Genomic DNA, 15,558 nt, shown 5'->3' with positions numbered 1-15,558 from the left:
TGGGGGAACTGCGGACGGCTACTTGGCCTGGGAGATAAGTCGCCACCTCGAAACACAGCGCCGGGGCCCCGGAGTGGGCACAGGCGGAACGTGAAACAGGGTAAAGGCCCCTCCGGCGTGCATGCAACGCGATAACTCACACACCTCGCGGCACCCGCCTCACCCGGGCCCGCACGGCCCGCCCCTCACTCCGTTGCTGTCCCAGATGGTGCCTTCCCACTTCACGTACGGAGGTTCGCGGTCACGGAGCAGCACGGGCTTGAGATGGCCGTGGAAGAGGAGCGTGCGGCCCTGGTCCTTGCGGCTGCGGCGGCTGAACCACAGAGCGCTCTGCTGGTGGCCGGCGGGAGGCGACTGCAAGGACACTACGGCTGCGTGATCCGGTCGCGCAGCCAGGATTCGACGCCGCTGAGGGCCGTCCTGGCCACGGCCGTGGGGTGGCCGGTGAAGCCATGAGGTGATTCGGGGTAGACCCTGAGTTCGACGTCATTGCCGGCCGCTGACAACCGACCCGCCAGCGCCAGGTTGTCCTCCAGCAGCACGTCTGCGCTGCCGACGACCAGCAGCGTGGGAGGAAGTCCGCGAAGAACGCCGTAGACGGGAGAGATGTCGGGAACGGTGCGGTCTTCCACGTGACCGGCATACGCCTGGATGAAGTATTCGTCCGAGATGCGGCGACCGGCCGGGGTGCGTCCGCTCAAGTCGTAGGCGCCGAATTGGAGTGCGGCGCCGGTGAATTGGCCGACTGCACCTCTGTCTCTCAGCCGGAGCAGGGTAGTCAGGGCGAGAGTGGCTCCGGCGGAGCTCCCGCCGATCGCGAGTCGGGACGTTCCGAAGCGGGCTTCGGCTTCTTCGACGAGCCAGAGGGCCGCCGCTTCACAATCGTCGGGTGCCGCCGGCCATGGGTGCTCAGGGGCCAGCCGGTAGTCGACGCTGACGACGGCGAGACGCGCGGCGTTTGCGAGTTCGCGGTTGCGTCTGTCCCCTTGCGCCGCGGAGTCCATGTAGAACCCGCCGCCGTGTATGTCCAGGTAGACGCCCAGCGGCGGACCGTCGACAAGCGTGAAGATCCTGACAGGGACGCACACTCCTGCGGCGTCGATCGTCTCTTCGAGGGCAGGCGGATAGGCGACGGGAGGCGCAGGCCTCTTCGCTCTGGTCTCCTTCAGCTCCTCCAGCGAGCCGGGGCCACGGCCTGCCGCCCTCGACTTGTAGAAGTCACGGGCTTCAGCGACGTACTCCGCGGGTACGTCGGCCAGCAGTGCGTCCAGCGCGAACCGCACGCGCCCTCCTCGTCGTTCGGGTTTTGACTCGCACGCTATCGCGGCCTTGAGGTGGCGCAGGCGGCGAGTGTGGGGCCGTGGTCGGAGGGGAGGCCTGGACGCCGGTGACGCCGGCCCGGTTACTCCGCTGCCCGGTGTTCGCGCGCCGACCGGACGGCCAGCACGTTGTCGACCAGCCGTACGGCCTCGGTCGCCGGGTCCATCGGCATGGAGAGCAGGGCGCGGACGTAGGCCGGGGCGAGGACCAGCTCGAAGATGTCCATCCAGGTCAGGACGGTGGCGTCGGCGGCGTCCAGGGTGGCCTGGATCTGGCGGATGCGGGGTTCGGCGAAGGCCAGGGTGTCCTGTCCGTCGCCGCCGGCCCGGAGGAGGGCGCGGAAGAAGGCCAGATGGCCGGGGTGGGTCAGGTCGGTGAGCAGGTTGGTGATCCAGGTGTGGAGGTCGGCTCGCAGGTCGCCGGTGGCGGGGAGGGGGGAGCGGCTGTCCAGGTCGTCCACGACCGCGTCGATGATCAGGCCGTCGGCGGTGCGCCAGCGCCGGTAGACGGTGGCGAGGTGGACGCCGGAGCGGGCCGCCACCTCGGCGATGTCGACGGTGCCGTCGGTGGATTCGGCCAGCAGCTCGCGGGTGGCGGCGCGGACGGCCTCGCGGGTGCGGGCGGTACGGCCTCCGGGCCGGGCTGTTCCTGGTGCGTGCGTCACCATCCCATCCTATCGCGAAACTCTTGCATTAGTGCGGTCGGCGGGTCTACGTTAAACGCGAATTATTCGCGTCAGGGGTTGCAGGGGAAGCGGAGGCTCTCGTGGCTCATGTACTGGTCGTCGGCGGCGGAATCGCGGGTGACACCCTCGCCCTGCTCCTGGAGCGGGACGGCTGGACGGTCACCGTCGCGGAGATCGCGCCGGCCCTGCGCACCGGCGGCCAGACCGTCGACCTTCGCGGCGACAGCCGGGAGGTGCTGGAGAGCGCCGGACTGCTCCGGCAGGCCCTTGCCTGCCTGGTGCCGCAGCGCGGTGCGGCCTGGATCGACGCGCAGGGGCGGCACCTCGCCGAGATGCCGGTCGAGGCGTTCGGCGGGCGTGGCTACGTCTCCCGCGAAGAGCTGCTGCGCACCGACCTCGCCCGGGTCATCCACGAAGCGGCCGGGCCGGGCGTGACGCACCGGTTCGGCGAGACCGTGGACGCGCTGGAGGACACCGGGACGGGTGTGCTCGCCCGCTTCCGCAGCGGCACGGAGGAGACGTACGACCTCGTGGTCGGTGCGGACGGCGCGCACTCGCGGGTCCGCGCGCTGCGGTTCGGGCCGGAGGAGGACTACCGCAAGCCCCTCGGCCTGGCGCACGCCTGGTTCACCCTCACCGAACAGCCCGGGACGCCGCCGCTGGACGGCTGGTTCCTCATCCACAACGCACCCGGCCGCCGAGGCGTCGAAGCCCGCCCCGGACACCCGGGCGAGCAGGAGATCGGCCTGACCTTCGCCGCCGACGGCCTGCCCCCGCGGCACGACCGGGAGGCCCGATTCGCGCTGCTGGAGCGGACGTTCGCGGGCGTCGGATGGCGCACCGCCGAGTTCCTGGCCGCCGCCCGGCAGGCCGACGACTTCGCCCTGGACACCTACGACCAGGTGCACATGCCGCGGTGGCACACCGGCCGGACCGTCCTGCTCGGCGACAGCGCCTGGTGCGCCAGCCCGCTCAGCGGACTGGGCACCGCTCTCGCCCTGCGCGGCGCCGCCGAGTTGGCGGCCGCGCTCCGGGCCGCCGGTGCGCCCGGCGACACCGCGGGGGTGCCCGCCGCGCTGACCGCCTTCGAGCGGACGATGCGGCCCAGGACCGCCTCGGCCCAGCAACTCCCGCCCGGCCGGGTCGTGTCCATGGCCCCGAAGTCCGCGCTGGGCATCCGGGTCAACGCGCTGGCCATGCGCGCACTCCAGTCCAAGGCCGCCCGCCCGCTCGTCAACCGCGCCCTCGCCGCCTCCGAGCACGGCCGCACCCCGGCCCCCGCCGCAGCGTCGCAAACGGGCGCCGGCGTCTGAGCGGCGCGGCCGGGCAGGGCCGGGACGGTTCAGCAGGTGCGCCTGACGGCCGCTGAGGGGGCGTCGGCAACTTCCGTGATCTCGTCCAGATGTTGTTCCACCCAGCGGCGAAGTCCGGACAGCGGGACGGCCGCACCGCGGCCCAGGTCGGTCAGGGCGTACTCGACGTGCGGCGGGACGGCGGGGAAGACCGTGCGGGTGACGAAGCCCATGGCCTCCAGGCCGCGCAGGGTGGAGGTGAGGACCTTCGGGCTGATGCCGTCCAGGCGGCGGCGCAGGGCGCCGAAGCGTTGCGGGCCGTCCTCCAGGGCTCCGATGGCCAGGGCCGACCACTTGTTGGCGAGCAGGTCGAGCACCTCGCGGCACGGGCACAGGGACGCGTAGACGTCGTGCCGGTCGTGCCTGCCGGACGGGCAGTTCATCGCCATCGCATATCTCCCACCCCTATCCATTATCCATCTCAATGGTATCCGTCGGATACTAATGTCCCTTGCGGGTAACCACCGCCCCATCGATACCGTCCCCGACGTCATCAACGGACCGCACCGGTCCTGCACTTCGGAGGGGACGCCATCACATGAGACTGCACGCGATCCTGCTGACAGCGGTGCTCACCCCGGGCGGCGCCCGATGAGCGAAGAGCCCGTCACGCTGGCCGTCATCGACCTGTCCTTCCACCGTGCCACGGCCGCCGTGGTCCGCCGGATCCTGGAGGCACACGGGCACGAGGTGCGGACCGTCGAGGCGCCGCACGAGGCGGCGTTCGGGCTGCTGGCCGAGGGCCGGGCCGACGTGCTCGTCTCGGCGTGGCTGCCGGCGAGCCACGGCACGTATCTCGCCGCCTGCGGCGACGCAGTGCAGGTCCTGCCCACGCACTACGCGCCGTACTGCCTGTGGGCGGTTCCGCCGTACGTCCCCGCCGGCCCGGTGCGCGAGATCGGCGACCTGGCACGGCCGGACGTGGCCCGGCGCTTCACCCGCATCATCGACGGCATCAATCCCGGGGCGGGCATCAGCCGGTTCTCCGTCCGCGCCGTCGAGGAGTACGGGCTCGGGCGGCAGGGCTACGCCTTCGTGCCCGGGACGGAATCCACCTTCACCGAACGGGTCGAGCGGGGGATCGCCGCGGGCGAGTGGTTCGTCGTGCCGCTGTGGCGGCCGCAGTACCTCAACCTCCGCCACGGGCTGCGGCCGCTCGGCGATCCGCGGGGCGTGCTGGGCGGCGTCGACGCCGCGCGTCCCGTCGTCCGGCGGGAGGCGGCCGGGCGGCTGCACCCCGCAGCACTGGCACAGTTGGAGAACCTGTGGCTCGGCAACGAGGGCGTGGAGGCCATCGACTTGCTCGCCCACTCCGGGCATCTCACCCCCGTCGAGGCCGCCGACCGCTACCGGTGCGGGAGATCCGGCCCACTCGGCGGCTGATCGTGCCGTTGCGGCGCAGCGCCCGGGCTCCCCCCGCCCCACGCCCCGTGGGAAGGCACCGCAAGGCCCCGCTACAGGCCCGGGATCCGGCCGTTGCGGAAGAGGTCCACGAAGATCTGGTGGTCCTGTCGGGCGCGGGCGCCGTAGGTGTGGGCGAAGTCGGTGAGCAGGTCCGGGAAGCCGGCCTCGTCGGCGGCGAGCACAGCGTCGATGGCGTGCTCGGTGGAGAACGGTACGAGTGAGTGGCCGCTGGTGTCGTCGGCGGCGGCGTGCATGGTGGCGGTGGCGCGGCCCAGGTCGGCGACGACGGCGGCGATCTGCGCCGGGTCGTCGATGTCGGACCAGTCGAGGTCGACGGCGTACGGCGAGACCTCGGCGACCAGTTGACCGGCGCCGTCGAGCTCCGTCCAGCCCAGCCACGGGTCGGCGTGCGCCTGGAGGGCGCGCTGGGAGATCACCGTGCGGTGGCCCTCGTGCGCGAAGTACGCGCGCACGCGGCGGTCGGTGACGTGCCGGGAGACCGCGGGATGCTGCGCCTGCTTCATGTAGAGGACGACGTCGTTCTCCAGGGCGTCGCTGTTGCCCTCCAGCAGGATGTTGTAGGAGGGCAGGCCGGCGCTGCCGATGCCGATGCCGCGGCGGCCGACGACGTCCTTGACGCGGTGGGCGTCGGGGCGGGCCAGGCTGCTGCCGGGCAGGGTGTCCAGGTAGGCGTCGAAGGCGGCGAGGACCCGGCGGCGGGTGGCGGCGTCCAGTGCCACCGAGCCGTCGCCGTCGAGGAAGCGCCGGTCGTGTCCGCGGATCTCGGTCATCGTCGACAGCAGCCCGAAGCGGGTGCGGGCGCGGGCCTCGCGCAGGGCGCCGAGGAGCGGGCCCTCGGCGGTGTCGAGGGTGAAGGGCGGGACCTCGTCGTCCTTGGCGCCGGTGGCCAGGGCGTGGATGCGCTCGCGGTAGGCGGCGGCGTAGATCCGTACCAGCTCGGTGATGGTGGCGTCGCTGAGCGCCTTGGCGTGGCCGAGCAGGGCCACGGAGGCGGCGAAGCGCTTGAGGTCCCAGAGGAACGGTCCGACGTACGCCTCGTCGAAGTCGTTGACGTTGAAGACCAGGCGGCCGTTGGCGTCCATGTAGGTGCCGAAGTTCTCGGCGTGCAGGTCGCCGTGGATCCACACCCGGGAGGTCCGCTCGTCCAGGTAGGGGCCGGAGTCCCGCTCGTGGGCCAGGTCGTTGTAGAAGAGGCAGGCCGTGCCCCGGTAGAACGCGAAGGCGGAGGCCGCCATCTTCCGGAACTTGACGCGGAAGGCGGCCGGGTCGGCCGCCAGCAGCTCTCCGAACGCGGTGTCGAAGACGGCGAGGATCTCCTCGCCTCGCCGGGCGGCCTGGTCGTGCTCGAGCGCCATCGCTGGTCCTCCTGGGGTGGGTCATCGGGCGGACAGATGTGCGTCCGCCCTTCACCGCGTGAGGCTAGCGTGGTGCGGTGCCGGCCTCCGTCGGTGGGGGCCGCCGGCCCGCCCGGAGCCGGCCGCGTCGACGGCACCGCGCGGCGGCCCCGGCCGGCGGCCGTCCTCGGACGGACGGACCCGGTGGCCGCACATGATCGCGCGTGGCCCTTGCGCGACTCCTGCGCGGCCTTTGCGCGACCGCGCGCACCCGGCCCCGGACAGGAGGACCGCTACGCCCCGGACCGAGAACCGCTACGCGGCGGCGATCGACTGCGGGAAGCGGAAGAACCCATAGGGGTCGTAGGCCGCCTTGACCCGTCCCAGCCTCGGAAGGTTCGAACCGTAGTAGGCGTCGGCCCAGTCCGTCAGTTCGGGGTCGGGGAAGTTCACGTAGGAACGCCCGTTGGAGTAGGGATCCACCGCGCCGAAGACGCCGTTCAGCCACTGCCCGGCGGCCGCCTTGTCCTCGTCGGTGAGGGAGGCACCGCTGAGACTGGCCGTGATGGTCGCGCTGTAGAGCGCGTCACGGTGCACCCAGGCCGTGGAGTCCGTGGCGGGCAGGTTGGCGTTCTTGCCCAGGCCCAGCAGGCTGATGACGCGGAAGTGGCCCGCGCGGCGGTCGGCGTCGAAGGCGGCGAGCATCTCGTCCACGCCCGTCCGGGGCATGACGCGGCTGAACATCCGGCCGCGGTTCCTGACGTACGCGGTGCGGGGGAGGGACGCCTCGGGGCTGCTGCCGGTGAGGTGGCAGGCGTCCACCGTCTTGTCCTCGCAGCCGAAGACCCGCATCATCGCCTTCTCGTAGGTGAGGTCCTGGACGGCGCGCGTCGCGGGCTCGCCGCCGATCAGGGCCGACAGCAGCCGCAGTTCGGCCTCCAGCGCCTCCATCGGGCCGAAGTGCACACCGGAGACGACGAACACGGGGAGCGCTCCCGGGCGCGCGTCGGCCAGCCGCAGGACACCGCCGCAGGCGAGGTCGGCGGACGCCTGCGCCGCCCACTCCAGATAGCCGGAGACCGCGGCCTGCGCCTTGTCCCAGGGCCACGTCAGCGTGTAGTGCCCGACCCGGGTGACGGAGGTCGGTCTCATCCGGTACTCGGTGACCACGCCGAAGTTGCCGCCCCCGCCCCCGCGCAGCGCCCAGAAGAGGTCGGGGTGCTGGTACTTCGACGCCGTGACGATCCGCCCGTCCGCCAGGACGACCTCGGCGGAGAGCAACCGGTCGGACGCGGGCCCGTACTTGCGGTACTGCCAGCCGGTGCCGCCGCCCGTGACGAACCCGCCGGGGCAGACGCTCGCGCAGAATCCCGCGGGCACCGTGAGCCCGTAGGGGCTCAGCCGAGGGGTGACGTCCACCGTCTGGACACCCGGGCCGAGCCGGACCTCGGTCGCGCCGGGCACCACGCGGTTCATCCGGGTCAGATTGATGACGAGCCCCTCGGTGGTCGACCAGCCGCCGTAGTTGTGGCCGCCGCTGCGCACCGCGGCGTGGATGCCGTGGTCCTGGGCGAACCGGACGCAGGCGCCGACGTCCTGGGGCGTCTCGCACAGCGCGACGGCCTGCGGGTGGATGGAGTCGAACTGGGCGCTGGCGAGCCTTCTGGCGCTCTCGTACGCGGCGTCGGAGGGCAGCACCACGTCGCCGGTGAGCGAGGCGCGCAGCGCGTTCCACTTCGCGTCCTCGCCCGCCGTCGCGGGGCGGGCCGTGGCCGCGCCGGCCGTGGCGATTCCGCCGGAGGCGGCGAGTGCGGCGCTCGCTCCCAGGAGCGTCCTGCGGCTGATCATTGCGTCAATCTCCCTCGGTGTGCACGTCGTCGACGTGATGGGACGGTGGGGAGGCCGGCACGCACCAGGCGTCGACGCGTCCGGCCAGGACGTGGGTGGCGATCTGGTCGGGGCGGGCCTGGAAGCCGCTCAGCAGGACGGCGACGCCGAGCGACGAGCGGACGGTGTCGGCCAGTTCGAGCGCGTCGAGCAGCGCCTCCGGGTCGGCCGTGCCGCCGTCCGGAGCCGCGAGGTCGACCAGATCGCACAGGCCCGCCCGGCGCATCACCCGCAGCCGGGCCAGCGTCGCCCCGGCCGCTCCCGTCCCGCCGGAGCAGGGAGTGCGTACGGCGACGGCGGGGGCCGGGGGCCGTCCGGCGGCGCGTGCGTCCTCCGCGAGCGCCTCGGCCAGGGACGTCGCGAGGGTCTCCGCCTCGGTGGCGGCCCGCGCACCGTCCGGCGGGCACGGCCCCATGTCGATCAGGCCGAGGGCGGCCGTCGCGCCGTCCCGGCCCGTGAACGCGATCCGCCCGGTGCGGACGGCCGTTCGCGGCCCGGGACCACCGGTGGCGGCCGCGCGCAGGAGGCGTCCGGGCAGGCGGGCGGCGCCCGCCTCCAGGGGCAGCGCGAGAACGCCGGCGGGCGGGAGCGGTGCGTCGCCGGCCAGCACCCGCGTGGCCCGCCGCACCAGCTCGGGGGCGTCGTCCGCGAGCTTCTCCACCGACGGCAGCGAGGCGCGGCTGAGCAGGTGCACGGCGAACTGCGGCGCGGGGCGCCGCAGGAAGGCCGGGGCCTGCTCGAACCAGCGCATGCTGCGCTCGCCCGCCGCCGTCAACTCCCGCGCGGCGGGCAGCCGTCCGCGCTCGTACTCGGCCAGGGCGGCCGCGAGGTCGTCGTTGCGCCCGAGCGCCTGCCCGAGGGTGAAGGCGTCCTCCAGCGCGAGGCGGGTTCCCGACCCCACCGAGTAGTGCGCGGTGTGCGCCGCGTCGCCGATGAGCACCACGTTCTCGTGGACGCACCGGTCGAGGCGAACGGTGGGGAAGTGCTCCCACCGCAGGTCCTTGGCGCGCAGCGGCCGGTGGCCGAGGTGCTCCGCGAAGACCCGCGACCAGTGGCCGAGATCGCGCTCCGCCCGTTCCCGCGTTCCGGCCGCGGGGCCGTCGCGTCCGGGCACCTCGACCACGAACGTGCTGATGCCGTCGCCGTGCGGGTAGCCGTGGGCGACGGCGAGTCCGTCGGGGGTCTCCTCGAAGACGAACGTCATGGCGTCGAACGCGGCCGGAGTGCCGAGCCACGCGAACCGCGAGCGGCCCCGCCCGACGCGGGCGCCCAGTTCCGCCGCGAGCGCCGCGCGGGTGCGGCTGCGCGCTCCGTCGGCGGCGACCACCAGGTCGTACCGGGACCGCAGTTCGTCCAGGGCGACGGGGGTCTCGTAACGCAGTTCGACCCCCGCGTCGAGGGCCTGCGCGCGCAGTTCGGCGAGCAGCCGGTGCCGGGAGAGGGCGACGTAGCCGTGACCGGAGACGCGGTGCCGCAGGCCGTGGGCCCGGATCTCGACGTCCTGCCAGGCCACTTGGGAGGCGAGGACCGCACCGAGCGCCGGTGTCATGAACCGGATGGTGCGGACCGCGACGTCCGAGAAGACCACGCCGTACCCGTACGTCACGTCCTTCGGCGACCGCTCGTGGACGACGACCTGCCAGTCCGGCCGGGCGGCCTTGATCCGGGCGGCGGCCAGGAGACCGGCCGGACCGGCCCCCACGCAGACGGCCCTCCCGCGCGCCCGGCCGGGACGGGGACCGCTCACCGCGCCCCGCCGCACTGTTCCGCGAGCACCCGCCGCAGGATCTTCCCGGCCGCGTTCCGCGGGATCCCGGAGACGGTCCGGACCTCCCTCGGGAGCTTGTACGAGGCGAGCCGGCCGTGCAGGAAGGTGAGGAGCGCGTCGGGGGAGAACGCGGCACCCTCGCGGACCACGACGAACACCAGCGGGACCTCACCCCACACCTCGTCGGGGACGCCGATCACCGCGGCGTCCGCCACGCCGTCGAAACCGGCGACGGCGTTCTCGACCTCCGCCGGGAAGACGTTCTGGCCGCCGCGCTTGATGACGTCCTTCTTGCGGTCCTTGAGGTGGACGTAACCGTTCCCGTCCATCCAGCCGAGATCGCCGGTGCGGACCCAGCCGTCCACGAGCGTGCGGCCGGTCTCCGCCGCGTCACCGACGTAGTGCGACATCCGCCCGGGGGCCAGGACGCACACCTCCCCGACCTCGCCGTCGGGCAGCGGACGGTTCTCCTCGTCGTGGATCTCGACGCGGACGCCGGGGACGGCGCGTCCGCTGGACTCCAGCGGCACGCTCGCGGTCTCCTCCAGGGAACTGTCGGACAGCCAGGTGCAGAAGGTGCCGCCGGCCTCCGTCATGCCGTAGATGTTGCGGAACCCGCAGCCGAAGGCCTCCCGGGCACCGCGCAGCAGCTCCTGGTCGATCGGCGCCGCCCCCAGCATGATCTCGCGCAGCCGGTTGGGCACCCGGGCGTTCTCGCCGACCGCCATCATCAGGAACCGCAGCATCTGCGGCACCATCCAGACGTGGGTGACGCCCTGTTCGGTGATCTGCCGCAGGACGGCCCGCGGCTGGAACTCGCGCATCAGGTGCAAGGTGGCGCCGGCCGCGAGGTAGTGGAACGTCACGGTGACCCCGCCGTGCGCCAGCGAGTTGAGGTTGAGCAGGCGGACGGTGTCGTCCGCGCGGGCCTGGGCCAGCCACGACAGCGTCATCTGCCGCAGCGCGCCGGCGGTCTGGAGCACGCCCTTGGGCCTGCCGGTGGTCCCGGAGGTCAGCAGCACCGCCAGCGGGTCCTCCAGGGCCGCGGTGGACGGCGGCGGGGCCTGCCCGGCGACGAGTGTCTCCTGGAACTCCACGGAGTCGAACACGGTCGTCCGCTCCTCGGCGGGACCGAGCCTCTCCACCGGGCGCCGCTCGCCCATGACGTGCCGGATGTCCATGCGCTCGGCGGCGTCGGCGAACTCGGCCGGCGACATGGCGTGGTTGACGGGCACGAACGGTGCGCCCAGGTGCGCCAGCGCGAAGTAACTCACGACGACCTCCAGCCGGTTGCGCGAGTACACCGCGACCCGGTCGCCGTGCCGCACGCCCCGCTCGCTCAGGCGCGCCGCCACCGAGTGGGCCGCGCCGCGCAGTTCGAGCCAGGTGAGGCCCCGTTCGCCCTCCACGACGGCGGGCGCGTGCCCGCGCTGGCGGCAGTGCCGGTCGAGAATGTCACTGAACCACATGGGTCTCTCCGATGAGTCGCCGCGCCGCGTCCGTCCGCGCGGGCCGGTGCCTGTCCGGCGCGGCCAGGCCGGCGAGCACCGTGACGGCGTGGTGGATGTCCGTGTACGAGACGTAGAGGCTGTTGAAGCCGAAGCGCAGCAGGGCGGGGGGACGTACGTCGCCGAGCACGCCGCGCGCGGCCAGCCCGTCCATGAGCTCGGAGGCGTGCGGGTGGCTCAACGTGACCTGGCTGCTGCGCCGTTCGGCCGCCCGGGGAGTGACCAGGCCGAAGCCGAGGCCGGCCAGGTGCTCGTCGAAGCACTCGATGAAGAACCGGCCGAGTGCGGTGTTCTTGGCGCGGATGTCCTCGACGGAGACGCCGTCGAAGACGTCCAGCGCCGCGTCGAGCGCCGACAGGGACAGCATGGGCGGCGCGCCGATGCGGAAGCGGGACATGTCCTCGGCGGGGCGGTAGCCGGCCGCCATCGCGAACGGCGCGGCGTGGCCGAGCCATCCGGTCAGGGGCTGATCGGCGGCGGCCCGGTGCCGCCGGGCGACGTAGAGGTAGGCCGGGGCCCCGGGGCCGCCGGAGAGGAACTTGTAGCCGCAGCCGACCGCGAGATCGACGCCGTCCGCGTCCAGCGACAGCGGCAGGGCCCCGGCGGCGTGACACAGGTCCCACACGGTGACGGCGCCGGCCCGGTGGGCCCGCGCGGTGATCGCGGCGATGTCGAAGAGCTCACCCGTGCGGAAGTCGACCGGGGCGCCCAGGACGACGGCGACCTCCTGTCCGTACGCCTCCAGAGCCGCTCGCATGTCGCCCATGCGGCACGGGCGGAGCTCCAGGCCGAGCAGGCGTGCGACGGACGAGGCGAGATAGCGGTCGGTGGGGAAGCCGTCGGCGTCGTACAGGAGGACCGTGCGCTCCGGCCGGAGCCGGGCCGCGGTGACCAGCGCGTTGAACAGCTGGACGGAGGTGGAGTCGCCGGCGACCGTCTGGCCGGGCGCGGCGCCGAGGAGCCGTCCCACGCGGTCGCCGGTCCGCGTCGGCGCGTCCAGCCAGCCGTCGTCGGTCCAGCCCTTGATCAGGTGGTCGCGCCACTGCCGGACGGTGCGGTCGAGGGCCCGCGGGACGCCGCGGGGCAGGGCGCCGAGCGAGTTGCCGTCCAGGTACACGACTCCCGGCGGGATGTCGAAGGACGCCCGGGTGCGGGCGAGGGGGTCGGCGCGGTCGAGCCGCTCGGCGGTTGCGCGGCTGGTCATCTGCGGGATCTCCGATCGGACGGTGGCGGGTCGTCGTCGGGGGTGACGGGCCCGGGGGGAGCGACGGGCGGCGGGGCGTCCGGCGGGCCGGTCACGCGGCGTTTCCTCTCGCGGGGGCCGGCTCCCGGGCGGGGGCGGGCGGGCGGCGGTGCTCCGCGCGGTCGACGGCCAGCAGGGCGGGCCCGGTCAGGGCGGTGGTGGTCAGTGCCATGACGAGGAAGGCGAGGTAGAGCGCGGTGGTCAGGACGCCGGCGCTGTGGCAGACCTGGAGCACGATGAGCTCGGTCAGGCCGCGGGTGTTCATCAGGGCGCCGACCCGCAGGGCGTCGAAGTGCCCGTACCGGCCCAGCCGGGCGCCGCAGTACCCGCCCAGCGCCTTGCCCGCGACGCCGAGCAGCGTGGTGAGGACGATGAGGGCGGGCGACGCGGAGCCCAGGGCGCCGGTGAGCACGGTGACGCCGCCGACGACGAAGAAGACGGGCACCAGCGCGTGGCCGGCCCTGGTGACGGCGGCCACCGCGGGCACCCACTCCCGGCGGGTCCGGGAGGGGACGGCCAGTCCGGCGAGGACGGCGCCGATGATCGCCGTCATGCCGTGCTCCTTCATGGTGAAGGCCATCGCGAGGGCGAGCCCGGCGACCGCGAGGGCGGCCGCCCGGGGGAAGCGCCCGGCGAGACGGGTGGCGGCGGGGCGGGCGAGCAGCGCGCGCAGGGCGGCCGCGGCCAGGACGCCCGCGCCGAGGACGGCGGCCGCCCGCAGGAAGCCGCCGCTGTCGCCCGAGCGCAGACCCACGGCCACCGGCAGCAGCAGCCAGGCCACGGCGTCGATGACGATCGCGGCCAGGAGGGTGTCACGGCCCGTGCCGGTCTCCATGAGCCCGCGGTCGTCGAGGATCCGGGCCAGCACGGGCACCGCCGTGATGGACGTGCACACGGCCACGGCGAGCAGGAAGGCGGGCAGCGGGGCGCCGCCGCGGGCGGCCCGGTCGTCGGTGAGCAGGATCCAGCCCGCGAGCAGCAGCCCGGCGGCGCAGGCGGGCAGGAACGATCCTGCCACCAGCCACCCCGTCCGCGCGCGCCTGGCGGCCGCCCGGCCCGGCCGGAGGTGGCCGGCCAGACCCACCATGAACAGGGCGAGTCCGGCCTCGGCGATCACCTTGAGGGTGCCGAGCACGGGGGCGGGCAGGAGCGCCGCGAAGGTGCCGGGCCCGAGCAGCCGGATCAGGACCGGGCCGGCCAGCAGGCCGGTCACGATCTCGCCGATGACCTCCGGCTGGCGGGCCGCGCGGGCCGGCAGCCGGCCCGCCCGCACGACCACCATCGCCGCGCAGAGCACCGCCAGCACGTGGGCGGCCCGGAGCAGTGGTTCAGAGGCTGTCACGCGATTCCTGTCGGTCGGGGACGGAGGACGGCCGCCGGTGAGGCCGGCTGCCCGTGAGCCGGCCGCTCACTTCCGGTGCAGCCGGCGCAGGTAGTCGTAGGTGCTGGGCAGCGTCCGCAGCAGCTCCTCCCGGCGCTTGGCGACCTCGGCGAACGCGGACTCGGCGGTGGCGATCGACTCGGGACGGTGGGCCAGCGCGGGCATCACGTGGTCGGGCAGGTAGTCGAGCCCCGCGAACACGCAGTAGTAGTTCGCGTTGCTCCAGAAGTTGCGGAACTCGGCCTCGAAGTTGCCGTAGTAGCTGCTCTCGTCCGTCACTGGCAGGTTGACGCCGAGGCCGGACTTGTAGAGCGCGACCTTCTCCTTGAAGCCCTCGGCGAGTTCCAGTTCCTTGCAGGCCCGCCAGAACGGGGTGTCGTCGCGGGGCGCGAAGCTGAAGTGGGCCTGGATGAAGTCCCGCGTGTCGTCGAACATCGTCTCGATCTCGCTGTTGAAGCGGTTGACCAGGACGGGGTCGAAGCGCTTGTCGGGGAAGTTCTTGACCAGCTGGTAGAGGGCCGCGTAGACGAAGTAGATGCCGGTGGACTCCAGCGGCTCCAGGAAGCACGAGGACAGGCCGATGCCGACGCAGTTCTTCACCCACGCGCGGCGGTTGCGGCCGACGCGGAACCTGACGTGGTTGAGCGGCTGCGTCGCGGGGTCGAGGCCCCACATCCGGCAGAACTCCTCGGTGGCCTCGTCCTGCGTGGTGAACCGGCTGGAGTAGACGTAACCGGTGCCGAAGCGCCCGAGCATGGGGATCTTCCAGGTCCAGCCCGAGGACATCGCGATGGCCGAGGTGAAGGGCTCGACGCCGTCCGCCTCGTCGTCGTGCGGCACCTGGGTGGCGACCGCGCGGTCGTTGAGGAGGTGGTCGCTCATGTCCAGGAACGGTTCCTTCATGACCTGGTTGACGAGCAGGCTGCGGAAGCCGGAGCAGTCGACGAAGAGGTCGGCCTCCAGGGTGCGTCCGCCCTCGGTCCTGATCGCCGTGATGTGGCCGCGCTGGTCGATGTCCGCCCCGACGAACGTGTCCTCGACGTGGATCGCGCCCTGCTTCTGCGTGGCGAAGCGGCGCAGGAAGTCGGCGACCAGCTGGGCGTCGAAGTGCCAGGCGTAGCTGGCCCACTTGGTCCCGTCGAGGAAGCGGGGGGAGAGCTTGCGGTCGAAGACCGCCGGCTGCGGGTAGCAGGCCCGGTCGAACGGCTCGTCGGTCAGCCCGTTGAGCCGCTTGTACGTCCAGTAGTGCGACAGCGGCAGGTCGTCGTGCTCGGGCAGCAGGCCGAAGAGGTGGTCGAAGTGGTCCTTGCCCCCGCCCAGCGGGCGGCCCGTGGCCTCGCCGGCGCCGGGCGTACGCCAGTTGACGAACCGGATGCCCATCTTGAAGCTGGCGTTGCACTCGGGCATCCAGTCCTCCTCGCGCAGCCCGAGGAAGTCGAAGAACACCTTCTGCAGATTGGCGATCGTGGCCTCGCCGACGCCGATCCTGGGGATCGCCGGTGCCTCCAGCACCGTGATCCTGACGGTGTCGCCCAGCGCCCGGCCCAGGTAGGCGGCGGACATCCAGCCGGCGGTACCGCCGCCGAGGACGACGATGTTCTTGATCCGGTTGTCGTCGGTCATGAGTGAGTGCACCCCAAGAAGTCAGCTGGTTC

At 73.1% G+C, this 15,558-nt stretch carries 12 protein-coding genes; 2 read left to right on the top strand and 10 right to left on the bottom strand.

Translation table 11 applies throughout. The features are described 5' to 3' along the window. Nucleotides 1-365: 365 nt before the first annotated feature. Nucleotides 366-1,283, bottom strand: a complete 918-nt coding sequence (locus tag AC230_RS20480; protein ID WP_049717748.1) for an alpha/beta hydrolase — start codon at nucleotides 1,281-1,283, stop codon at nucleotides 366-368. 119 nt (nucleotides 1,284-1,402) lie between these two features. Next, nucleotides 1,403-1,984, bottom strand: coding sequence for a TetR-like C-terminal domain-containing protein (locus tag AC230_RS20475; RefSeq protein ID WP_157868618.1), 582 nt, complete (start codon nucleotides 1,982-1,984; stop codon nucleotides 1,403-1,405). A gap of 101 nt (nucleotides 1,985-2,085) precedes the next feature. Between AC230_RS20475 and AC230_RS20470 the strand changes: the two genes are divergently transcribed. Next, nucleotides 2,086-3,318, top strand: a complete 1,233-nt coding sequence (locus AC230_RS20470) for an FAD-dependent monooxygenase (protein WP_049717746.1) — start codon at nucleotides 2,086-2,088, stop codon at nucleotides 3,316-3,318. A gap of 29 nt (nucleotides 3,319-3,347) precedes the next feature. On the opposite strand, the gene AC230_RS20465 is transcribed toward AC230_RS20470, so the two are convergent. Beyond that, complete coding sequence (locus AC230_RS20465) at nucleotides 3,348-3,746, bottom strand: winged helix-turn-helix transcriptional regulator (RefSeq protein ID WP_049717745.1); 399 nt, start codon at nucleotides 3,744-3,746, stop codon at nucleotides 3,348-3,350. 202 nt (nucleotides 3,747-3,948) lie between these two features. Here AC230_RS20465 and AC230_RS20460 point away from each other — a divergent pair, with 202 nt between their 5' ends. Next, nucleotides 3,949-4,740 (top strand): glycine betaine ABC transporter substrate-binding protein, encoded by a 792-nt coding sequence (locus tag AC230_RS20460; protein ID WP_049717744.1) that lies wholly within the window; start codon nucleotides 3,949-3,951, stop codon nucleotides 4,738-4,740. Nucleotides 4,741-4,811: 71 nt separating this feature from the next. On the opposite strand, the gene AC230_RS20455 is transcribed toward AC230_RS20460, so the two are convergent. The 7 genes from AC230_RS20455 to AC230_RS20425 form a co-directional block, all read right to left on the bottom strand. Then, nucleotides 4,812-6,137 (bottom strand): DUF2252 domain-containing protein, encoded by a 1,326-nt coding sequence (locus AC230_RS20455; RefSeq protein ID WP_049717743.1) that lies wholly within the window; start codon nucleotides 6,135-6,137, stop codon nucleotides 4,812-4,814. 294 nt (nucleotides 6,138-6,431) lie between these two features. After that, complete coding sequence (locus tag AC230_RS20450; RefSeq protein ID WP_049717742.1) at nucleotides 6,432-7,964, bottom strand: FAD-binding oxidoreductase; 1,533 nt, start codon at nucleotides 7,962-7,964, stop codon at nucleotides 6,432-6,434. A gap of 4 nt (nucleotides 7,965-7,968) precedes the next feature. Then, on the bottom strand, nucleotides 7,969-9,705 hold the full coding sequence (locus tag AC230_RS20445; RefSeq protein WP_198535577.1) for an FAD-dependent monooxygenase: 1,737 nt from the start codon (nucleotides 9,703-9,705) through the stop codon (nucleotides 7,969-7,971). A 41-nt stretch (nucleotides 9,706-9,746) separates the two neighbouring features. Next, on the bottom strand, nucleotides 9,747-11,240 hold the full coding sequence (locus tag AC230_RS20440; RefSeq protein ID WP_049717740.1) for a class I adenylate-forming enzyme family protein: 1,494 nt from the start codon (nucleotides 11,238-11,240) through the stop codon (nucleotides 9,747-9,749). After that, the gene (kynU, locus tag AC230_RS20435) at nucleotides 11,227-12,483 is read right to left on the bottom strand and encodes a kynureninase (protein ID WP_078871431.1); all 1,257 of its coding nucleotides are present in this window, start codon (nucleotides 12,481-12,483) and stop codon (nucleotides 11,227-11,229) included. Before kynU ends, AC230_RS20440 begins: the two co-directional genes overlap by 14 nt. A 91-nt stretch (nucleotides 12,484-12,574) precedes the next feature. Further along, nucleotides 12,575-13,864 (bottom strand): cation:proton antiporter, encoded by a 1,290-nt coding sequence (locus AC230_RS20430; RefSeq protein ID WP_078871430.1) that lies wholly within the window; start codon nucleotides 13,862-13,864, stop codon nucleotides 12,575-12,577. Nucleotides 13,865-13,930: 66 nt separating this feature from the next. Continuing rightward, nucleotides 13,931-15,526 carry a tryptophan halogenase family protein gene (locus AC230_RS20425; RefSeq protein ID WP_049717739.1) on the bottom strand — a complete coding sequence of 532 codons (1,596 nt, stop codon included), beginning with the start codon at nucleotides 15,524-15,526 and terminating at the stop codon, nucleotides 13,931-13,933. Between the last annotated feature and the right edge of the window lie 32 nt (nucleotides 15,527-15,558).

This window comes from Streptomyces caatingaensis, from assembly GCF_001187435.1.
Classification (GTDB): Bacteria; Actinomycetota; Actinomycetes; order Streptomycetales; family Streptomycetaceae; genus Streptomyces; species Streptomyces caatingaensis.
The sequence above is the reverse complement of the archived record's forward strand: the minus strand, read 5'-3'. Positions and strand labels throughout refer to the sequence as shown.

Coding starts and splice junctions, on each gene's coding strand:
- AC230_RS20465 (WP_049717745.1), bottom strand. CDS start 3,746: ATGGCGATGAACTGCCCGTCCGGCAGGCACGACCGGCACGACGTCTAC.
- AC230_RS20460 (WP_049717744.1), top strand. CDS start 3,949: ATGAGCGAAGAGCCCGTCACGCTGGCCGTCATCGACCTGTCCTTCCAC.
- AC230_RS20455 (WP_049717743.1), bottom strand. CDS start 6,137: ATGGCGCTCGAGCACGACCAGGCCGCCCGGCGAGGCGAGGAGATCCTC.
- AC230_RS20450 (WP_049717742.1), bottom strand. CDS start 7,964: ATGATCAGCCGCAGGACGCTCCTGGGAGCGAGCGCCGCACTCGCCGCC.
- AC230_RS20440 (WP_049717740.1), bottom strand. CDS start 11,240: ATGTGGTTCAGTGACATTCTCGACCGGCACTGCCGCCAGCGCGGGCAC.
- kynU (WP_078871431.1), bottom strand. CDS start 12,483: ATGACCAGCCGCGCAACCGCCGAGCGGCTCGACCGCGCCGACCCCCTC.
- AC230_RS20425 (WP_049717739.1), bottom strand. CDS start 15,526: ATGACCGACGACAACCGGATCAAGAACATCGTCGTCCTCGGCGGCGGT.